Genomic DNA, 17,029 nt, shown 5'->3' with positions numbered 1-17,029 from the left:
GCAATTTACTATCTATAACTTATTAATCTGGTTATAACATGAAGTTAAAATTAATCTTAGTATCATTAAGTATACTGTTTTTCAATATAGTAAAAGCCCAAGAATTAAATGTGACAAAGGCTTTTGCAGCTGCTGCCAAACAAACCGATATATTGATCAAAAATGTAGATTCAGCCAGGAAAGTTCAGCCTAACCTGGTTTCGCCACGTACCGTAGAAAATGGACAGTTCAAAATGGTGGGGTCAAAAGACTGGACGAGTGGATTTTTCCCGGCAGAGCTTTGGTATTTCTATCAGTACACCAAAGATAAAAAATGGCTCGTATTGGCTAAAAAATATACGGAAGATATCAAGAAAGAGCAATTTAATAAAGGAACGCACGATCTCGGTTTTATGGTTTACTGTCCGTTCGGTAACGGATACCGTTTAACAGGAGATCCGGCCTATAAAGCCGTCATTGTTCAGGCGGCAAAGTCCTTGTCTACCAGGTTTAATGCTACTGCAGGCGTAATCAAATCATGGGATCATAATGGCGATAAATGGAAATATCCTGTAATTATTGATAATATGATGAACCTTGAACTTTTGTTCGAAACCACAAAATTAACCGGCGATTCATCTTTCTATAAAATTGCGGTTATGCACGCCAATACCACTTTAAAAAACCATTTCAGACCCGATTTTAGTTCTTACCATGTAATCGATTATGATACCTTAACGGGTAAAGTGCTTCAAAAAGTAACGGCACAGGGTTATGCAAATGAATCGGCATGGGCAAGGGGCCAGGCATGGGCATTATATGGTTATACCATGTGTTATCGCGAAACTAAAAATAAAGTGTATTTGACTCAGGCTGATGGTATTGCATCTTTTATCTTAAATAATAAAATTACACCGGCTGATGGAATTCCTTATTGGGATTATAACGATCCTAAAATCCCCGGAGCTTCAAGAGATGCGTCAGCTGCCGCCATTACCGCTTCAGCACTTTACGAACTGGCAAAATACAGTACCTACGGTAAAAAATATAAAGCCGCTGCCAATAAGATCTTAAAATCACTCAGTACAACCTACACCAGTAAAACAGGCGCAAATTATGGTTTTATTTTAACGCATAGCACAGGGCATCGTCCGGCAGATTCTGAAATAGATGTGCCAATCAACTATGCTGATTATTATTACCTGGAAGCTTTGCTACGAAGTAAAAAATAAGGATTTAAGATCAGTAACGGCAGTTTCCATTGAATGATAAAAAACTTGCCCGGTGTATACTGAAAGGTATTGGATTTGAATAACATTAATAATAGAATAAAATATATATAACAAATGATAAAAGAAGTAGAAGGCCTGTTCTCGTTAAAAAATAAGGTAGTGGTGGTTACCGGTGCTACAGGTGTTTTGGGCGAGGCCTTTATTAATGGTCTGTGCGCTGCTGGCGCAACCATTGTAGTGATTGGAAGAAATGAAGAGGTGGCTAAACAAAGGGTTGCAGAGGTAACTGAAGCTGGCGGTAAAGCTATTTACATTATTGCCGATGTATTGAATGAGCAAGACCTGATGGAGGCAAACGCAACCATCATTAAAACCTATGGCCGCATTGATGCATTGGTAAATGCAGCCGGTGGAAATGTAGCCGAAGCCGTAATCCAGCCTGGAAGTGATGTTTTTGATCTTAATGTTCCAGCTTTAAAACAGGCGTTTGATTTAAATCTTTTCGGAACCATTATGCCTACACAGGTTTTTGGTGCAACAATTGCCAAAAACGGTGGTAGTATTGTGAATATATCATCGGTTTCGGCCACACAGGCACTTACCCGTGTATTGGGCTATTCAATGGCTAAAGCAGCCGTTGAGAGTTATACCAAATGGATGGCTGTTGAACTGGCCAACCGTTATCAGGATAAAATCAGGATGAATGCCATTGTACCTGGCTTTTTCATCACCAACCAAAACAGGGCATTATTAACCAATGAAGATGGTTCTTTAACGGCAAGAGGGCAGGCCATTATTGCTAAAACGCCATTTAAACGGTTTGGTGCGCCCGAAGAATTAATTGGGGCGTTGGTATATTTGCTAAGTGATGCTGCTAAATTTGTAAACGGCGAAAATATTAAAGTAGACGGTGGATTTACCGCATTCTCCGGTGTTTAAATGTCACATTATATTGTGAAAAATAATCTGTGTTATCCCTTAAATCAGTATAATCATATAAATGAAAAAATTAGAACAAACCTGGCGTTGGTATGGTCCGAACGATCCGGTGAGCTTACAAGACGTTAAACAGGCAGGTGCTACAGGTATAGTAACTGCCTTACATCATATTCCGCACGGTGAGGTGTGGCCTTTGGAAGATATTCAGGAAAGAAAAGCCATTATAGAAACTGCCGGATTAACCTGGTCGGTGGTAGAAAGTGTTCCTGTTCATGAAGCTATTAAAACGCGTAGGGCAGATGCAGGGCAGTATATCGAAAATTATAAAACCTCTTTACGTAACCTATCGGCCTGCGGTATTAAGATTGTGTGCTATAATTTTATGCCGGTATTAGACTGGACACGTACGCAATTGGATCTGGAAATGACTGATGGATCAAAAGCACTTTATTTCAACTGGATCGATCTGGCCATTTTTGATCTTTATATTTTGAAGCGTGAAGGAGCGGAAGGAGATTATTCTAAATCTATTTTAGATCGCGCTGCAGCAAAATTTGTTACTTTAACCGAGCAGGATTTGGTTGATCTCCGGATCAATGTATTAATGGGCATCCCGAACGAAAAAGAAATCGAACTGGAAACTTTGCGCAACAGTATTAAAGAATACAAAGCCATTGGAACAGAAGGTTTAAAGGAGAATTTAAAATTTTTCCTGTCATCTATTGCTGAGGTTTGCACAGAAGAAGGGATCAAAATGACCATTCACCCTGATGATCCGCCTTATGCCATTTTAGGTTTGCCAAGAATCGCGAGCACACTCGAAGATTTTAACTATATCATCAAAGCAGTAGACCAGGCTTTTAATGGGGTGTGTTTCTGCACAGGCTCTTTAGGTGCTGGTATGGGCAATAATACTTTAGAAATTTTTAACACGGTTAAAGAGCGGGTGTATTTTGCGCATTTGCGTAACGTTAAAAAGGATGAAGATGGTAGTTTTTACGAAGCCGATCATTTAGGTGGTGATGTAAACATGTACGAAATCATGAAAGCATTAACTGCAGAAAATGGTTTACGTGATAAATCAATTCCTTTCCGTCCGGATCATGGCCACCAGATGTTGGATGATCTGGCTAAAGAAACCAATCCGGGTTATTCGGCTATTGGCCGGTTAAGAGGTCTGGCCGAACTGAGGGGTTTAGAAATCGGGGTTACAGGGAATTATTAAATATTTCCTTTTTTTGTCATCCTGAGCGTAGTCGAAGGATCTTTTAGTAGAGTGGCGGAATAAATGAAAGCTTTTTTATGTGAATTATAAGCTACGAGAGGTCTTGGTTCCCAATCAAGTTGGGAACCAAGACCTGCTCATGAGTACCTATGAAAAACGGTAAACTTATGAATAATCTTAATGCAAACGTCTTAAGATTCCCGCATGCGCGAGAATGACGACCGTACTGATAGATTCTGTCTATGATAGCGTAGTCGAAGGATCTTTTTAGCGTTTAATTTACCACAGATGCGCACAGATAATTAATGATTTATTTGTGCGCCATTTTTGTAATGGCTGCGCTTGTATACGCCTTTCGCCAACCGCCAAACAATTACCGTTGATCCTTATTATCCATGAATACACCCAAATTGCCAAAATTTTAACTCACCTTTGCTTGTGGCTTGAAATTTGAGTCTCTTAAAATTATGGAAAATAGCAATAATCCCAGGAAGAAGATCTTAACGCCATCTGTTGTGCATGACGATTTACCAGAGGTTAAAAAGCCTGAACATTTGAGGAAAGTGCCGCTGGATCATGATAGCGGATTGCCTGAAAATCCTGAAAGAAATTATCACCACGAAGAATTAAAGAGTATAACCTCGGGTGGTGACAAAATCAGGCATGCTGATGACGATGTCTGGAACGGAGAAGACGCTTAAATTAAACTTCTAATCTTTTTTAGATAACTTATTTCAATTTTTTAACCGAGAATACGGTGTTTAATGTTGTTTTTGTGAGAAGAATTAAAATTTGTTTAGCATAAATTGAATTTTAATTGCTTCGCTCTTAATTACTTATTTGAATTGATAAAAGCAGCTTCTAAATAGTTTAAAATATATTTTTACATATTAAATAGAACTTCTATATTTGCAGCTCATTAAAAATGGGCCTCGGTAGCTCAGTTGGATAGAGCAACGGTTTTCTAAACCGTGGGTCAGGGGTTCGAATCCCTTCCGGGGTACAAGCTAAGGCTTTCAGTAAAGAACTGGAAGTCTTTTTTAATTTCATTCCTATATCTCTTTAAGTTGGGGCAAGTAGAGCAGTATCAAATGATGATTTATAATCAGCCTGAATTTTGGCCTATTTAAATATCTAAATCACCAAATGCAGATTTTTCCCAACGCTTAAGATCTTTGTCTGGTAAATAACTTGATGTTTTGTGTTTCTTACCATGGGTTCGTGCAAAAGGCCTCAAAGCTTCTGATTGATCAGTTTCATATCCATCATCATCAAAGTTTCCGTCAAAAGCGGCACCCAAACTTCTATTTCTTGATGGATTTCCAGGCCTCAAATTAAAAGGACTATTGTTTAATGCTTTAATTAGAGAACTATCATCGGTTATGTCTTTCACATCATTATAATACCCTTTGTAGCCTTTTTTGTATTTTCCAAAATCACGTTCAGGAATGGTTACTTTTTTTATAACCTGCTTAATAAGTAAATGGTCTTTGCTGGTCACAATCGTCCTAATATCTTTTAAAGAAAGCCTATGAGCCATATCGTATTTCTTGGCCTTTACGTGATCACTGCCGTTTTTCCTGATTTTTGCTGCAGGACCAGAAAATGACGGTCTGCCTGGGCCAAATTGTATAACATTAGAAGAAGTTTGTTTACTGTTTATATTGTTCTCGAAGGTTTTGAACTGGATGGCTTCGTAGCGACTATTTACCGTCTCCTGAAATTTCCGCTGTGCAACAGCTTTTGTTCTGTTATCTACAAATTGTGAAACTAATTTCTGCTGGTTGTTTTTCTGTGAATCAGTATGATTAGGAGTTTTACTTTCGTTACCTGCTTTTTGTTTAGCGTAAGTGTTCATACTTGAGATAGCGTAATATGTAAATCGATAAAAATTTTGTTTAACTTTTAGATAAAACCAATATAGCTATTAAAATGTCAAGTATGTTTATGTTTTGATACTTATTTGTCCAATTTATGAAATCTATATGCTTCGCCAGATTGTTAGGGATACCTATTCGTATATGCTGCGCATTGGCCTAAACTTTTAGGGTCTGAACAATGTTTCAATCTTGCTGATTGATCAGGTGGCCCGGTAAGGGAGATCAAAAAATATTTGCGCGTTTAATCTTAAAAAATTGTTATGGCTGAACTACCCGACTTATAAGTATTTGCGCAGATCCTCTCGCATCGGTTCAGGGGGAAGACCCTGGAGGAGTTGGAAGTAAAGGTGGCGAAAAAGCTAAATGTAACTGCTGCACAGCTCAAGGCAAAGCTCGAAGGAGAAAAACTTAGAAAGGTTTTACGTTATGGAAAAACCTTGCACTTTCACTTCAGTAAGGAAGTTTTACAGGTCCACCTCATGCTTCGGGGAAAACTGGAGGTATTAAAGAAAGATTCCGAACTTCCGAAATATACTATCCTTTCATTTCATTTTGCCGGGGGCGAGGGGTTTGCAGTTGTAGATATGTTGCGAGCAGCAACACCTACCTTAAATCCTGAGGCAGCCAAGGCACCAGATGCGCTGGAAATGGACGAGGGATATTTTACTGAAGTGCTTTTTAAGAGTAAGAAAATGATTAAGGAGGTACTGATGGACCAGAAAAAAATGCGGGGAATTGGTAATTCATATGCTGATGAAATCCTATGGGATGTCAGGGTATCACCTTTTTCGATCAGCTCAGCTATACCCGAAAAAATAATAAAGAAATTGTTCAAGAGTTTGGGAGCTGTTTTAAAAGAAGCCATTGCAGCTATCGCAAAAGAGAATGGAGATGAGCTTCGGGGCGAGCTGCGTGATTTTATGAAAGTGCATGGCGCACAGCTGGAGAAGTCCCCGTCCGGAGCGGCGGTAAAGGCAGAAAAAATAGGCGGAAGGACCAGTTATTATACCAACGAGCAGAAATTATATTCCTGAAAACAATACATCAAAGATGGGACATTGATTTTAAATTTAATTCATGCAAAGTAAGAAGTTATAAGCTGTCGGAAGATAAACCAGCCTCCGTATTTCGTTTCCATGCTGATATGTAGCTTAATAGCGGGCAGAGGCTTTTTCCAAATGCTGTGAGGGCATACTCAACCTTTGGTGGAATCGCTTTGTATTCCATCCTGCTAATTAATCCATCAGCTTCCAGCTCTCTCAACTGTTCAGTTAATACCTTTCTTGATATGGAGGGTATCCGAACGATGATTTCGCCAAAACGCCTGGTACCCTTAGAAAGCACATGCAAAATAATCACTTTCCACCGTCCTCCAATCAGCGCGATGGTTTCCATAGCAGGACACTCAGCCGTATTTAAATTATTCTCCATTAGTTACGTAAAGGTTACTACTTTTTGCGCTGTTTCGATTAAAATTGGTGTTTTTCAACATCAATATCACTTTCTTTGCCCAACAAAAGTAACTGATTTTTAATCTTAAAAACAATAAATATGATTTTAGTAACGGGTGCAACAGGTAATTTAGGCGGGGCCACTATCAACGCGCTTTTGAAAGTGGGGATAGCTGCAAAGGAAATTGCTGCCTTGGTAAGAAATGAAGAGAAGGGTGCCGCATTTAAATCGAATGGAATCCAGGTAAAAGTTGGTGATTATGATGATTTTGAGTCTTTAATAGCTGCATTTGAAGATGTAGATAAGCTGTTACTGATCTCCTCCTCATCAGATATCAAACATAGATTTAATCAGCACAAAAATGTGATCGATGCAGCAAAGAAGAGCGGCGTAAGCCATATCATTTACACGGGGTTTGATATGAAAAACCTGGTGCAAAGCACTATGGCTGATGATGTGATATATCATGCCTATACCGCTGATTATTTAAAACAAGCTACCGTGCCCTATACGTTAATGAATAATACCCTATATGCTGATTTGATTCCGATAATTGCCGGAGAAAATATCCTGGACAACGGAATCTCTATCCCGGCAGGTGATGGCAAGGTTCCTTTTTTGCCTATATCAGAAATGGCTGATGCCTTAGCTGGCGTAGTGACTACGCCAGGCCATGAAAACCAGGAATATATTATCGCTGCAGAAACCGCAATATCGTTCGCAGAAATTGCCGATATTATCTCAGCACTTAGCGGCAAAAAGATAGCTTACCATCAGGCTGTATTAGGGGTGTACATCGAACAACTTGTAAAACAGGGTATAAGTGAGAGTGATGCTGCTTATATGGCAAGATTCGCTGGAGCGATAGCTAAAGGAGAATTCGAAACCAATAAAAGTGATGTTGAAAAGATACTGGGCAGGCCTGCACTTACTTTACGAGATTATTTGGCGAAGATATACCTGAAGTAATCATTCAGTTTAAGATTACAATGAAAAGCAACCTAATCTTACGCTTTTCCTTAACCCGGTTCGTTGGCAAAATCCTGATTGTCGCTGCCAGACAGCTGCTTTTGTTTTTTATTAAAAAGGAAATGCACGTTGAAAACCACTACCGATAGGAAGATGACACTGTAGGCCGCCATCTGTAACGGACTAATCGGCTCCTGGTATACTAAAGCTGCTATCATAAATGCAATAATGGGGTTAATGTTAAGCAACATACCCACTGTTGAGGAGTTTAAAGCCTTTAAGGCATACAAATTCAGAAACAGTGGGATGATGGTAAAGCCAACGGCTATAACCTCTATCAGTAACCAAAACTGCGTAGCGGTGGGTACAGCGCCGCTGTAAGCAGGGTAAAAAGGAAGCATCATCAGTGCAGAAAGCACAATGTGAAACGTAAGGATGATGAACTTGTCAAACCCTGCATTTTTGCGCTGGCTTACCAGGTAAGCCGCATAAGTAAACCCAATAACAATGCCATAAACCATATCCATAATATCGGCATATGATAGCAATAAACACCCAAAAATACTTAATACCACAGCCGCCCATTGTATTTTATTGAGCTTTTCGCGCAACAGCCAATACGCAAGGAGCGTGGTAATAATGGGGCATACCAGATAGGCAAGTGATGTAGCCTTAATGCTGATATGATTAAGCACGTAAATAAACGAGAACCAGTTGATATTTAAAAAAATACTTCCACCTACATTCAGCAAAAGCATATTTCGCTTTTGCTTGGTGGGTAAGGCCTTAATCTTAGAAAAGGTTTTAATCAATTCGGCACGCTTAAACAATGCGGTAATACAAAGCATCAGTATTGCGCAACTAAAAATCCGATAAAATAAGATATCCACCGAAGCATATCCGCTCAAAGGTTTTAAAACTAAGCTAAAAAAGCCCCAGGTTGCGTAAGCGAATATAGCGGCCAGGTAATATTTTGCGTTTTTCAATTTGCCCAAATGTTGTGATCCCGCAAATATCATAAAATCTTTGGGCTTATTAGGCAAACATCTAAAACACCGCTGTTGGATGATACACAAATCAGGATATATTTATCGATCTTTTATCTGTCTGTTGTAAACACATTCAGAAATGTTAAAAAACCTATCAACTGTCAAAATATGCCGAACCAAAAAGTTCTCAGATTCTGCCCATTTTGCGCACAACCATCATCACTCTTTTTTTGTGCTGCAAATGTTTCCGGTAATGGTGTATGCGGTAATGGGAAAATAGCGCCGATCCTGGGTATTTCTAGCTATCCATCAGAAATTTATGGATCGTAAATATTTAAAATCAACTGAATACATCAATCATTACAGGTAGCATACTTTAACGATGTATGGAAGTATAATCTTCGCTAAAAAAATAGCTCCTCTATTTAATTAAATGATTGTCTGAAAGCCAAGGGAGAAATATTAGTCCTGGTTTTAAAAAGTTTGCTGAACGACTGTGAATGCTCAAAACCAAGTTGATACGCTATTTCAGAAACCGACAGGTTGGTGCTCGATAGTTTTTCTTTGGCCTTTTCTATAACCGTGTGCTGTATATACTGTTGCGTATTTAATCCTGTAAATGAACGTAACATATCACTCAGGTAACGCTGTGAAAGCTTTAATTCGGTACTGATGTATTTTACTGACGGCAATCCATTCTTCAAACTGTTCCCCTCATCAAAATAGGCAGCTAATAATCGATCCAACGTAGTGACGATATCAGAATTGACCGCTTTCCGGGTAATAAACTGCCGGTTGTAAAAACGATTGCTGTAATTCAGCAACAGTTCCAATTGTGATACCAGAACATCCTGGCTAAAATGGTCAATATGGTGCTTTAACTCATTGGCTATTGAAATAAACAGACCAGCTATAATTTCCTTTTCACTTGCTGATAAAAACAAGGCCTCAGCAACATTGTAGGCAAAAAAGCCATATTGGCTGATTGTTTTTCCCAAAGGATAATTCCTGATAAAGTCGGGATGAAAATAGAGGGCAATGCCTTCATAACTCGCGCTATCCTCCGGAGGAAAAACCAGCTGTCTGGGTTTTAAAAATGCAAGGCCGCCTTCTTCAAAATCATAATAACCCTGTCCATATTTTATTTGTCCTGTAAATGCAGATTTAAAGGATACTTTGTAAAAGTCCAGACTTATTTTTTGTCCCTTCGGGAATGTTTCTATATTTACATCATGATAATCCACCAATGCAATCAGCGGGTGGGAGGGTGCCGGTAGTTCCAGTAACCGCATCAGCTGCGATATACTGTTAATGTGGTTGATTTCAGGTGATGATTGCATTATTTTTGCTAATTTAATCAATTTTGTTTTGACGGACGAATTACAATTTCGCCAACTTCCACATCTTCCGGTTGGCTAATCGCATATAACACCGCGTTCGCAATGGATATGGGGTCAATGGCCATTTCTTGCATGCCCTGTTGAATGGCTGTTCTCATTTCTTCGTTCTTAATTTGGTTCGCAAAATCCGTATTCACATATCCTGGTGAGATTCCGGTAATACGTACTTTACCATCAGATTCCTGCCGAAAAGCTTCCGAAATGGTCCGGATGGCATTTTTAGTCCCGGCGTACACCCCCATCATGGGCGTAATTTTCAGCCCTGCGGTAGAAATGATATTAATGATGTGCCCGGCCTGTTGGCGTTTAAAAACCGGAATTGCAGCGGCCATCCCGTACAAAACCCCTTTAAGGTTAATATCAATCATCTGTTCCCAGCCTTCAATATCCAGTTCGTCAATGCGGCTCAGCTGACTAATACCCGCGTTGTTTACCATCACATCCAGTTTTCCGTATTGTTGCAGGGCGGTAGTAACCAGCTGCGCCAGATCAGCTTTATTTGTTACATCTATTGTACTAAAACTGGCTTCACCACCATTATGGTTAATCTCTTCTGCCAATTGTTGCAGTCGTTCCGTGCGTCTTGCCCCCAAAACAACTTTCGCTCCCTGGTTTGCCAGTGCTATGGCGATCGATTTCCCCATTCCGCTGCTTGCCCCCGTAATGGCGACAACTTTTCCTTTAATATTTTCCACTGTTTATGTCTTTAGTTTTTGTCTATCTGCCTGGCTAAAAATTCCGGATAACGGTCGCCCACCAATGTAATTTCATCCGCTGTTGCATTGATTTTTTTAAGTTCATCGGCGGTGAATAAAACGTGCGCACTGGCTATATTTTCTGCCAAGCGGTGCAGGTTTGTTGTTCCGGGAATTGGCACAATCCAGGGCTGCTGCGCCAGTAACCACGCCAATGCCAATTGTCCTGTTGTTACATTTTTCTCCCGCGCAATTTCAGAAAGCGCTTCCACCAAAACCAAGTTTGCCTTTATGTTTTCTTCGGTGAAACGCGGCAGCACATTTCTACGGTCTGCAGCTGCTAATTTTGTATGGATGGCCCCTGTCAGAAACCCTTTACCCAGCGGACTAAAGGGAACAAAACCAATGCCCAGCTCCTCCAAAGCAGGAATAATCTCCTCTTCCGGCTCACGCCAGAACAATGAATATTCGCTTTGCAGTGCAGATACAGGCTGAACGGAATGTGCCCTCCGAATGGTTTTGGCACTCGCTTCTGATAAACCAAAATATTTCACCTTGCCTTCCCTGATCAGATCCTTTACCGTGCCGGCTACATCTTCTATCGGCACATCAGGGTCAACCCTGTGCTGGTACAGCAGGTCAATATAATCGGTTTTTAATCTCTTCAGCGATGCCTCGGTTACTGCACGTATGCTTTCCGGTCTGCTGTCTAAACCGATTGCCGGACTGGCATCTTTGCAGCCAAATTTGGTGGCAATCACTACATCTTCCCTGTAAGGCTTCAGTGCTTCGCCTACCAATTCTTCGTTGGTATAAGGTCCGTACGCTTCCGCCGTATCGTAAAAGGTAATACCGTGCTCCACTGCATTGTGCAACAGCGATATGGCCGCATTTTTCTCCATGCCCTTACCATCAAGAAAGTTTAAGCCCATACAGCCAAAGCCCAAAGCAGAAACTTCCAATCCCTGATTTCCTAATTTTCTTTTTTGCATCATTATTCCTTTTAATGGTTTCTGAAAATAATTTTCTTTTAATTTTCAAAATTCAGGATTAACGCTTTTTAAAAAGTAGTTCAATTGGTAATTGTTGTAGTCAGATTATTTTAAATTCATACTATCATTGAGGAAGGGAGCCCGATAGTGGAAACTGAAGCTTTTGGAGGGCCATATTTGCTATTGGGCTAACATACTTGGCTGATTAAATCATTCCTCTGACCTGCAACCTGCCGGATGGATCGCCATCACGAAGGTTGCTGCATCATATCATTCCGGGAAGAATGTAAACTGCATTTTTTTAGCATCTATTCTAAAAAAAACAGACGTATATTCCTGATGCTGTGGCCGCTCTTGCGTAAATCCCGATAGTATGCACCGAATGTTAAAATAACCTTTAAAAGGCATTTTAACATTCGGGATTTAATCAGGATTAATTATTTTAAAGCGTATCCAATATACCCGCCATCAGCAAGCAGCTCGGCGCCCGTAATAAAACTCGCATCTTCAGAAGCTAGAAACAAAACCGCTTTGGCAATTTCTGATGGTTTACCCATTCGTTGTAAAGCTGTTGTTAAAGCAAACTGTTTTTTTACGGCCTCATCCGGCACGGCCTTGTCAAATCCTTCTGTTTGAGTGGGCCCAGGACTGATCATGTTCACCCTGATGTTTCTTCCGGCAAGTTCATTTGCAGCAATTTGAGCAATTTTATTGAGCGCTCCTTTTGTTGCAGAATAAATACTGCCGTACATCTGGGCCGCAGTTGCCACTGTAGATGAGTTGAACACTACCGATGCGCCATCATTTAGGTAAGGCAGCAGTTTTTGAAGGGTGAAATATGGCCCTTTTACATTGGTATTAAACTGGGCGTCAAAATCTGCTTCTGTAGCCTCTGCTATCGCGGCAAAAGTAGCTATTCCGGCATTTAAAAAAATAACATCCAGTTTTTCACCGCTTTCTGCAATGGCCGTAGCCAAAGTTTCAATGCCAGCTAAATTTGAGGTATCTGAAATAACTGTCGTTAAACGATCAGTTTTTAAAGCAGACGCTGCTTTGTTAAGATTATCGGCATATCTTCCTGTAATCCATACATGGGCACCAGCTTCAATAAATGCGCTTGCAGTTGCAAATCCTATACCCGATGTTCCCCCTGTAATCACGATATTTTTACCTTTAAAATTCATTTTCGTAGATTTTAATTTATGATGCAAATATATCGCAGCTTTATTTATTATTGTAACTTTGTAACTAAAAGTAACAGTAACATCTGGGTAACTAGGTAACTATCTATGGAAAATATTTGTGCTATAAAAGATCACGAACACAATAAAAAACAGATCATGGCTGTGCACGATGCCATGGATGTTTTGAGCGGAAAATGGAAAATCTCCATAATTTCTTCTGTATGTTATTTTAATCAACGCAGGTTTTCAGACATTCTAAATGATGTTAGCGGTATTTCAAACAAAATGTTAAGTAAAGAGCTTAAGGATCTTGAAATAAATAAACTGATTAAACGAACAGTCTTAAGTACGCAACCAGTTACCGTTTTGTATCAACTTACCGATTACGGAATGACATTAAAAACCATGATCGATAATCTCGCAGCGTGGGGTATGCAACACAGAAAAGAAATTACCGGTAAATAAGATTTGATTATTTTCTTGGTTTTTTAAAGTTAGGATACCTGATCAGTGTAATATTTCAAAACCAGAATAATTTCGAGCTAAATTTACCTGGTATAAACAGACATTTTTTGATGTAGTGATTTTAATTTTTAAATAAGTTAAGCAGCGAACCCGGCTTTACCTTAAAGTTGTCGCTACCAGGCACCATTAATATAAAAACAGAGCGTCATTTTTCTTTACAAGAGGATTTAAGCTAAAACTGAAAAACGGAGTGGTCATCCAACCAGCTCCATTTATTGTCATCCAAAACGAATAGAACGCTAGATGCTACGTTTACTTTTTATCATGCTGGCTGTCTTGTTCAATAAAATATTTGCGAAATACTTTCTCAACCGTTTCTGAAAATAGGTTTTATAAGGCTCTTCGTAAGTAAATGATAGCTGATTGTCCGGCTAGACTTATCGGAGTATGGTAATACTTCCAGAAAGTATCCGTTTACTATTTTTCAGCTCAATCATATAATAGTATGTTCCTAAAGGCAGGTCACTTCCTTTATAGGTTCCGTCCCAGGGGCTTTGATATCCTATGGAAGAGAATACGATTGCACCAGAACGGCTGAAGACTTGTACCCGGCACTGTGGATAATTTTGCAAAAAGTTCAGGGTCCATTGGTCGTTTATGCCATCTCCATTCGGTGAAAAGCTGTTGGTTACAATTGTGGCCTCTGAAACAGGGATTACTGTGAACAGGCCTGGGATATAACTAATGACATAATTGACAGCATCGGCCCCACCGATATCAATAGGGTATTGGCCTGAAGCCGATTGCACGGTAACGGTTGTTGTAACCTGTGGCGGGCGGATGAGCTGTCCGGGATTATCTCCGTTAACAAATCCACTATAGTTGACCGTTAATGGCGGATTCTGTCCGCCGGTGATTTTTTGCTGGTTATCAGCAGTAATGGTGAGCGGAGCTTTAGCAATGGTGAGCACACCTGGCACATAATTGACAACATAGTTTCTTGCCGATGCGCCGTTGACATCGATTGGATAAAGCCCGGCATCAGACAGTTTTGTTGCTGTCGATGTGGCAACAGGCATTGCCGTAAATACGGATTGATCATCACCGTTGATAAAGCCGCTATAATGGATCTTAAACACGGGATTGTTCTCTCCGTAGGTTCTTTGGTCGCTTTCTGCACTAATGGTGAGCACTGCCTTGGCTATCCTAAAGAGAGCCGGGTGATAAACAATATTATAATTTATTCCTGCACTGAGGTCTCCCTGGCGGATGGTATAGTCGCCAGGTGCCTCTCCGGTATCCCTTAAAAGCTGGCCTGTAAATTGGTCGCTGGCGAGAAGGCTCCCGCTGGTGAGCTGATAACTTAATAGCGGATCACTTTCGCCCGGGTTTTTGCCCTGGGGCAATGCGGTCACGGTGAGCGGCCTGGGGGTAATGTTAAGTTCGCCGGCAACAAAGGAAATATCATAATTGTCTGTGCTAAAGTTTCCGCTGGGAGCTGCTGGTACAACCGCGCCCGCATAAATCCCTACGGCTGCACCCTGTGCAGCACCACTGCCATAAATTAAACTGACATTACTAATCATCTCACCGTTTTTCAGTCCCGTAACGGTAAATCCAGATGCCAGGGGGCCATCGGTTAGTATTGTTCCATATAACTTGGTCAGGGTTTGGGCGGTGATAGTAAGCGGCGCCCTGGCCACGGTAATATCTGCGGTCTGGTAACTTACCTGATAATTTGCAGGCGAGAACGTACCGCCTGTTGCACCGGAAAGGCCGATTTGATTATTATAGCTAGCTACCGCCGCTACTGCTGCCGCTCCATTGCCGTACGCGATGGTAACACTGCCTATGCGTTCGCCATTTTTTAGCCCGGTGGCCGTAAAGGCTGTGTAACCTGTATTACCCGTAAGTACCGAGCCATAGGTTTTGATCTGGTTTGCTGTTGTGATATTGAGAGGTGCCGGAACAATCTGGCTAACAGTTATCGGAACATTGATGCTGGTTGCCCCTGTACTGCTTAAGGTAATATTTCCACTGTAAGATCCTGCAGGAGATGATGCGCTGAGCCTGACATATACTATTTTGGGGGCTATGTTGCCGGTGCCGTTAATGGTAAGCGTCTGGCTAAAGGAAAGATTGTTCAGGCTGATCTCAAAACCCGCTGGGGCACTGATTGTAATACCCTGGGTAAGGCCTGAGCCACTAATGGTAAAGCTTGAAGATGCAGATGCCTCGCCGTATATAGTGTTTTGAGCACCCGGAGTTCCGTTACTATTGATAACCGGCCCGCTCGGATTGACCGTGATGGTGAAGGTTTTTGGGGAACAGCCTGCATTGCTACCGGCTTTTATGGGATTGCCCATCGCATAAGGCTGGCTTCCAGCGGTGATGTTGGTCACCAATAAATTGGTTCCTGTATCAAACACAGAGACCTTATCGATGGCGCTGCCTACCAGTAGTTTTTGACCGTCGGGGGTGATGGAGATCCCGCATGGAGAGAGGCCTGTAGGGATAAGGCCAACTACAGCGTTTGTTGTTAAATCGAGAATCATTATGTTATTGTCGCTGGTATTTGTGACATACAGGTGCTTGCCATCTGCACCCATCACCGCGCCTATGGGCAGCCTGCCTAACGGAATGTAAACTGAGGGATCACCTGTTAAACTCAGAATCGTGAGGCTGTTGGAATAACTATTAACGACATAAAGTTTTTTGTTGTCCCTGCTGAATATCATCTGTCCGGGAGCATCACCCCTCGTTTCATATTCCTTCACAAACCGGTTTGTCGAAGTATCATATACCTGAACCAAGCCGTTGTAGTATCCCATCGATACATAAAGAAATTTTCCGTCCGGACTTATGATCACTTCTCTCGGGTTTTCATCCGTAGGTATGGTGGCAATAACCATTCTGGTAAGGGTATTGATAACCGAAACGGTATTGGCGTTAGAGATGTTGTATGCGTTGACATTGGTCACATAGGCCCTGCTACCATCTTGGCTAAAGACTATACCTATCGGCGTCCGGCCCACGGCAATGTTGGCAACTACCGTATTGCTGATTGTGCTGATGACCGAAATGCTGTTAGCCTCGGCATTGCATATATAAACCTCACTGCCACTGGGATTAACACAAGCAGTATTCGGCGTGTTGCCCACCGCTATTGTTTTTTCTACTCTATTGGTCGAAAGATTGATCACCGAAACATTATTCGAACCGGCGTTTGGAATGTAGGCATAATCGGCTGTTACCGGTGTAGCTATGATGGTAGCGTTAACTGCTGAAGCGCTGTTATTAACAGCCGTAAATGAAGGGATGTTACCTGTACCACTGGAGGCAAGACCGATGGATAGCCTATCGCACGTCCACCTGTAAGTACAGCCCTGTGGAAATATTACTGGTGCAGTAGCTTCGCCGTTAACAACTGTCTGATTGGTCTGGGCTATTACGTTGCAGAAGAATAAAGAGAAAAATACAATATAAATCAATCGGTTGAGAGTTGTCATTAGACGGTAAAGTGTTGTTTCAAAGGGACAAAGGTAAACATAAAGTTTTATAACCAGGGCTGTTACATGGTACCAGGATGAAAATTTTTAAATTGAATAATTACCCAGATAAGCAGGTT

At 41.1% G+C, this 17,029-nt stretch carries 15 protein-coding genes and 1 tRNA gene; 8 read left to right on the top strand and 8 right to left on the bottom strand.

Translation table 11 applies throughout. From position 1 onward, the window contains the following. Positions 1-38 precede the first annotated feature (38 nt). From OQX63_RS13325 to OQX63_RS13305, 5 genes are all read left to right on the top strand, one after another. The gene (locus OQX63_RS13325) at positions 39-1,211 is read left to right on the top strand and encodes a glycoside hydrolase family 88 protein (protein WP_265851357.1); all 1,173 of its coding nucleotides are present in this window, start codon (positions 39-41) and stop codon (positions 1,209-1,211) included. 114 nt (positions 1,212-1,325) lie between these two features. Then, positions 1,326-2,150: an SDR family oxidoreductase gene (locus OQX63_RS13320; protein ID WP_265851356.1), complete on the top strand. Its 825-nt coding sequence runs from the start codon at positions 1,326-1,328 to the stop codon at positions 2,148-2,150. Positions 2,151-2,211: 61 nt separating this feature from the next. Further along, positions 2,212-3,375 carry a mannonate dehydratase gene (uxuA, locus tag OQX63_RS13315; RefSeq protein WP_265851355.1) on the top strand — a complete coding sequence of 388 codons (1,164 nt, stop codon included), beginning with the start codon at positions 2,212-2,214 and terminating at the stop codon, positions 3,373-3,375. A gap of 467 nt (positions 3,376-3,842) precedes the next feature. Continuing rightward, the gene (locus OQX63_RS13310) at positions 3,843-4,076 is read left to right on the top strand and encodes a hypothetical protein (protein ID WP_265851354.1); all 234 of its coding nucleotides are present in this window, start codon (positions 3,843-3,845) and stop codon (positions 4,074-4,076) included. Positions 4,077-4,304: 228 nt separating this feature from the next. Then, positions 4,305-4,378, top strand: a tRNA-Arg gene (locus tag OQX63_RS13305). Between the two features lie 123 nt (positions 4,379-4,501). On the opposite strand, the gene OQX63_RS13300 is transcribed toward OQX63_RS13305, so the two are convergent. Continuing rightward, positions 4,502-5,233 (bottom strand): hypothetical protein, encoded by a 732-nt coding sequence (locus OQX63_RS13300; protein WP_265851353.1) that lies wholly within the window; start codon positions 5,231-5,233, stop codon positions 4,502-4,504. Between the two features lie 318 nt (positions 5,234-5,551). On the opposite strand from OQX63_RS13300, the gene OQX63_RS13295 reads away from it, so the two are divergent. After that, positions 5,552-6,289, top strand: coding sequence for a DNA-formamidopyrimidine glycosylase family protein (locus OQX63_RS13295; RefSeq protein ID WP_265851438.1), 738 nt, complete (start codon positions 5,552-5,554; stop codon positions 6,287-6,289). 58 nt (positions 6,290-6,347) lie between these two features. On the opposite strand, the gene OQX63_RS13290 is transcribed toward OQX63_RS13295, so the two are convergent. Then, complete coding sequence (locus OQX63_RS13290; RefSeq protein WP_265851352.1) at positions 6,348-6,686, bottom strand: winged helix-turn-helix transcriptional regulator; 339 nt, start codon at positions 6,684-6,686, stop codon at positions 6,348-6,350. A gap of 120 nt (positions 6,687-6,806) precedes the next feature. Here OQX63_RS13290 and OQX63_RS13285 point away from each other — a divergent pair, with 120 nt between their 5' ends. Next, on the top strand, positions 6,807-7,676 hold the full coding sequence (locus OQX63_RS13285) for an SDR family oxidoreductase (protein WP_265851351.1): 870 nt from the start codon (positions 6,807-6,809) through the stop codon (positions 7,674-7,676). Positions 7,677-7,726: 50 nt separating this feature from the next. Here the strand turns inward: OQX63_RS13285 and OQX63_RS13280 are convergent, their stop codons facing one another. The 5 genes from OQX63_RS13280 to OQX63_RS13260 all read right to left on the bottom strand — a co-directional run bounded on the left by OQX63_RS13280 (position 7,727) and on the right by OQX63_RS13260 (position 12,936). Next, entirely contained in the window at positions 7,727-8,662 is a 936-nt protein-coding gene (locus OQX63_RS13280; protein WP_265851350.1) for an EamA family transporter, read from the bottom strand. 428 nt (positions 8,663-9,090) lie between these two features. Beyond that, complete coding sequence (locus OQX63_RS13275; RefSeq protein ID WP_265851349.1) at positions 9,091-10,005, bottom strand: helix-turn-helix domain-containing protein; 915 nt, start codon at positions 10,003-10,005, stop codon at positions 9,091-9,093. Positions 10,006-10,022: 17 nt separating this feature from the next. Continuing rightward, a complete protein-coding gene (locus OQX63_RS13270) occupies positions 10,023-10,760 on the bottom strand; it encodes an SDR family oxidoreductase (protein WP_265851348.1) in 738 nt (245 codons plus the stop codon). 11 nt (positions 10,761-10,771) lie between these two features. Further along, positions 10,772-11,755, bottom strand: coding sequence for an aldo/keto reductase (locus OQX63_RS13265; RefSeq protein WP_265851347.1), 984 nt, complete (start codon positions 11,753-11,755; stop codon positions 10,772-10,774). A 434-nt stretch (positions 11,756-12,189) separates the two neighbouring features. Beyond that, a complete protein-coding gene (locus OQX63_RS13260) occupies positions 12,190-12,936 on the bottom strand; it encodes an SDR family oxidoreductase (protein ID WP_265851346.1) in 747 nt (248 codons plus the stop codon). 105 nt (positions 12,937-13,041) lie between these two features. On the opposite strand from OQX63_RS13260, the gene OQX63_RS13255 reads away from it, so the two are divergent. Next, on the top strand, positions 13,042-13,401 hold the full coding sequence (locus OQX63_RS13255) for a winged helix-turn-helix transcriptional regulator (RefSeq protein WP_265851345.1): 360 nt from the start codon (positions 13,042-13,044) through the stop codon (positions 13,399-13,401). Between the two features lie 437 nt (positions 13,402-13,838). Here the strand turns inward: OQX63_RS13255 and OQX63_RS13250 are convergent, their stop codons facing one another. Beyond that, positions 13,839-16,910, bottom strand: a complete 3,072-nt coding sequence (locus OQX63_RS13250) for an MBG domain-containing protein (RefSeq protein WP_265851343.1) — start codon at positions 16,908-16,910, stop codon at positions 13,839-13,841. Positions 16,911-17,029 lie beyond the last annotated feature (119 nt).

Source organism: Pedobacter sp. PF22-3 (assembly GCF_026239555.1).
Taxonomy (GTDB): Bacteria; Bacteroidota; Bacteroidia; order Sphingobacteriales; family Sphingobacteriaceae; genus Pedobacter.
Note: the sequence above shows the minus strand (reverse complement) of the source record. Positions and strands in the feature narration are given on the sequence as shown.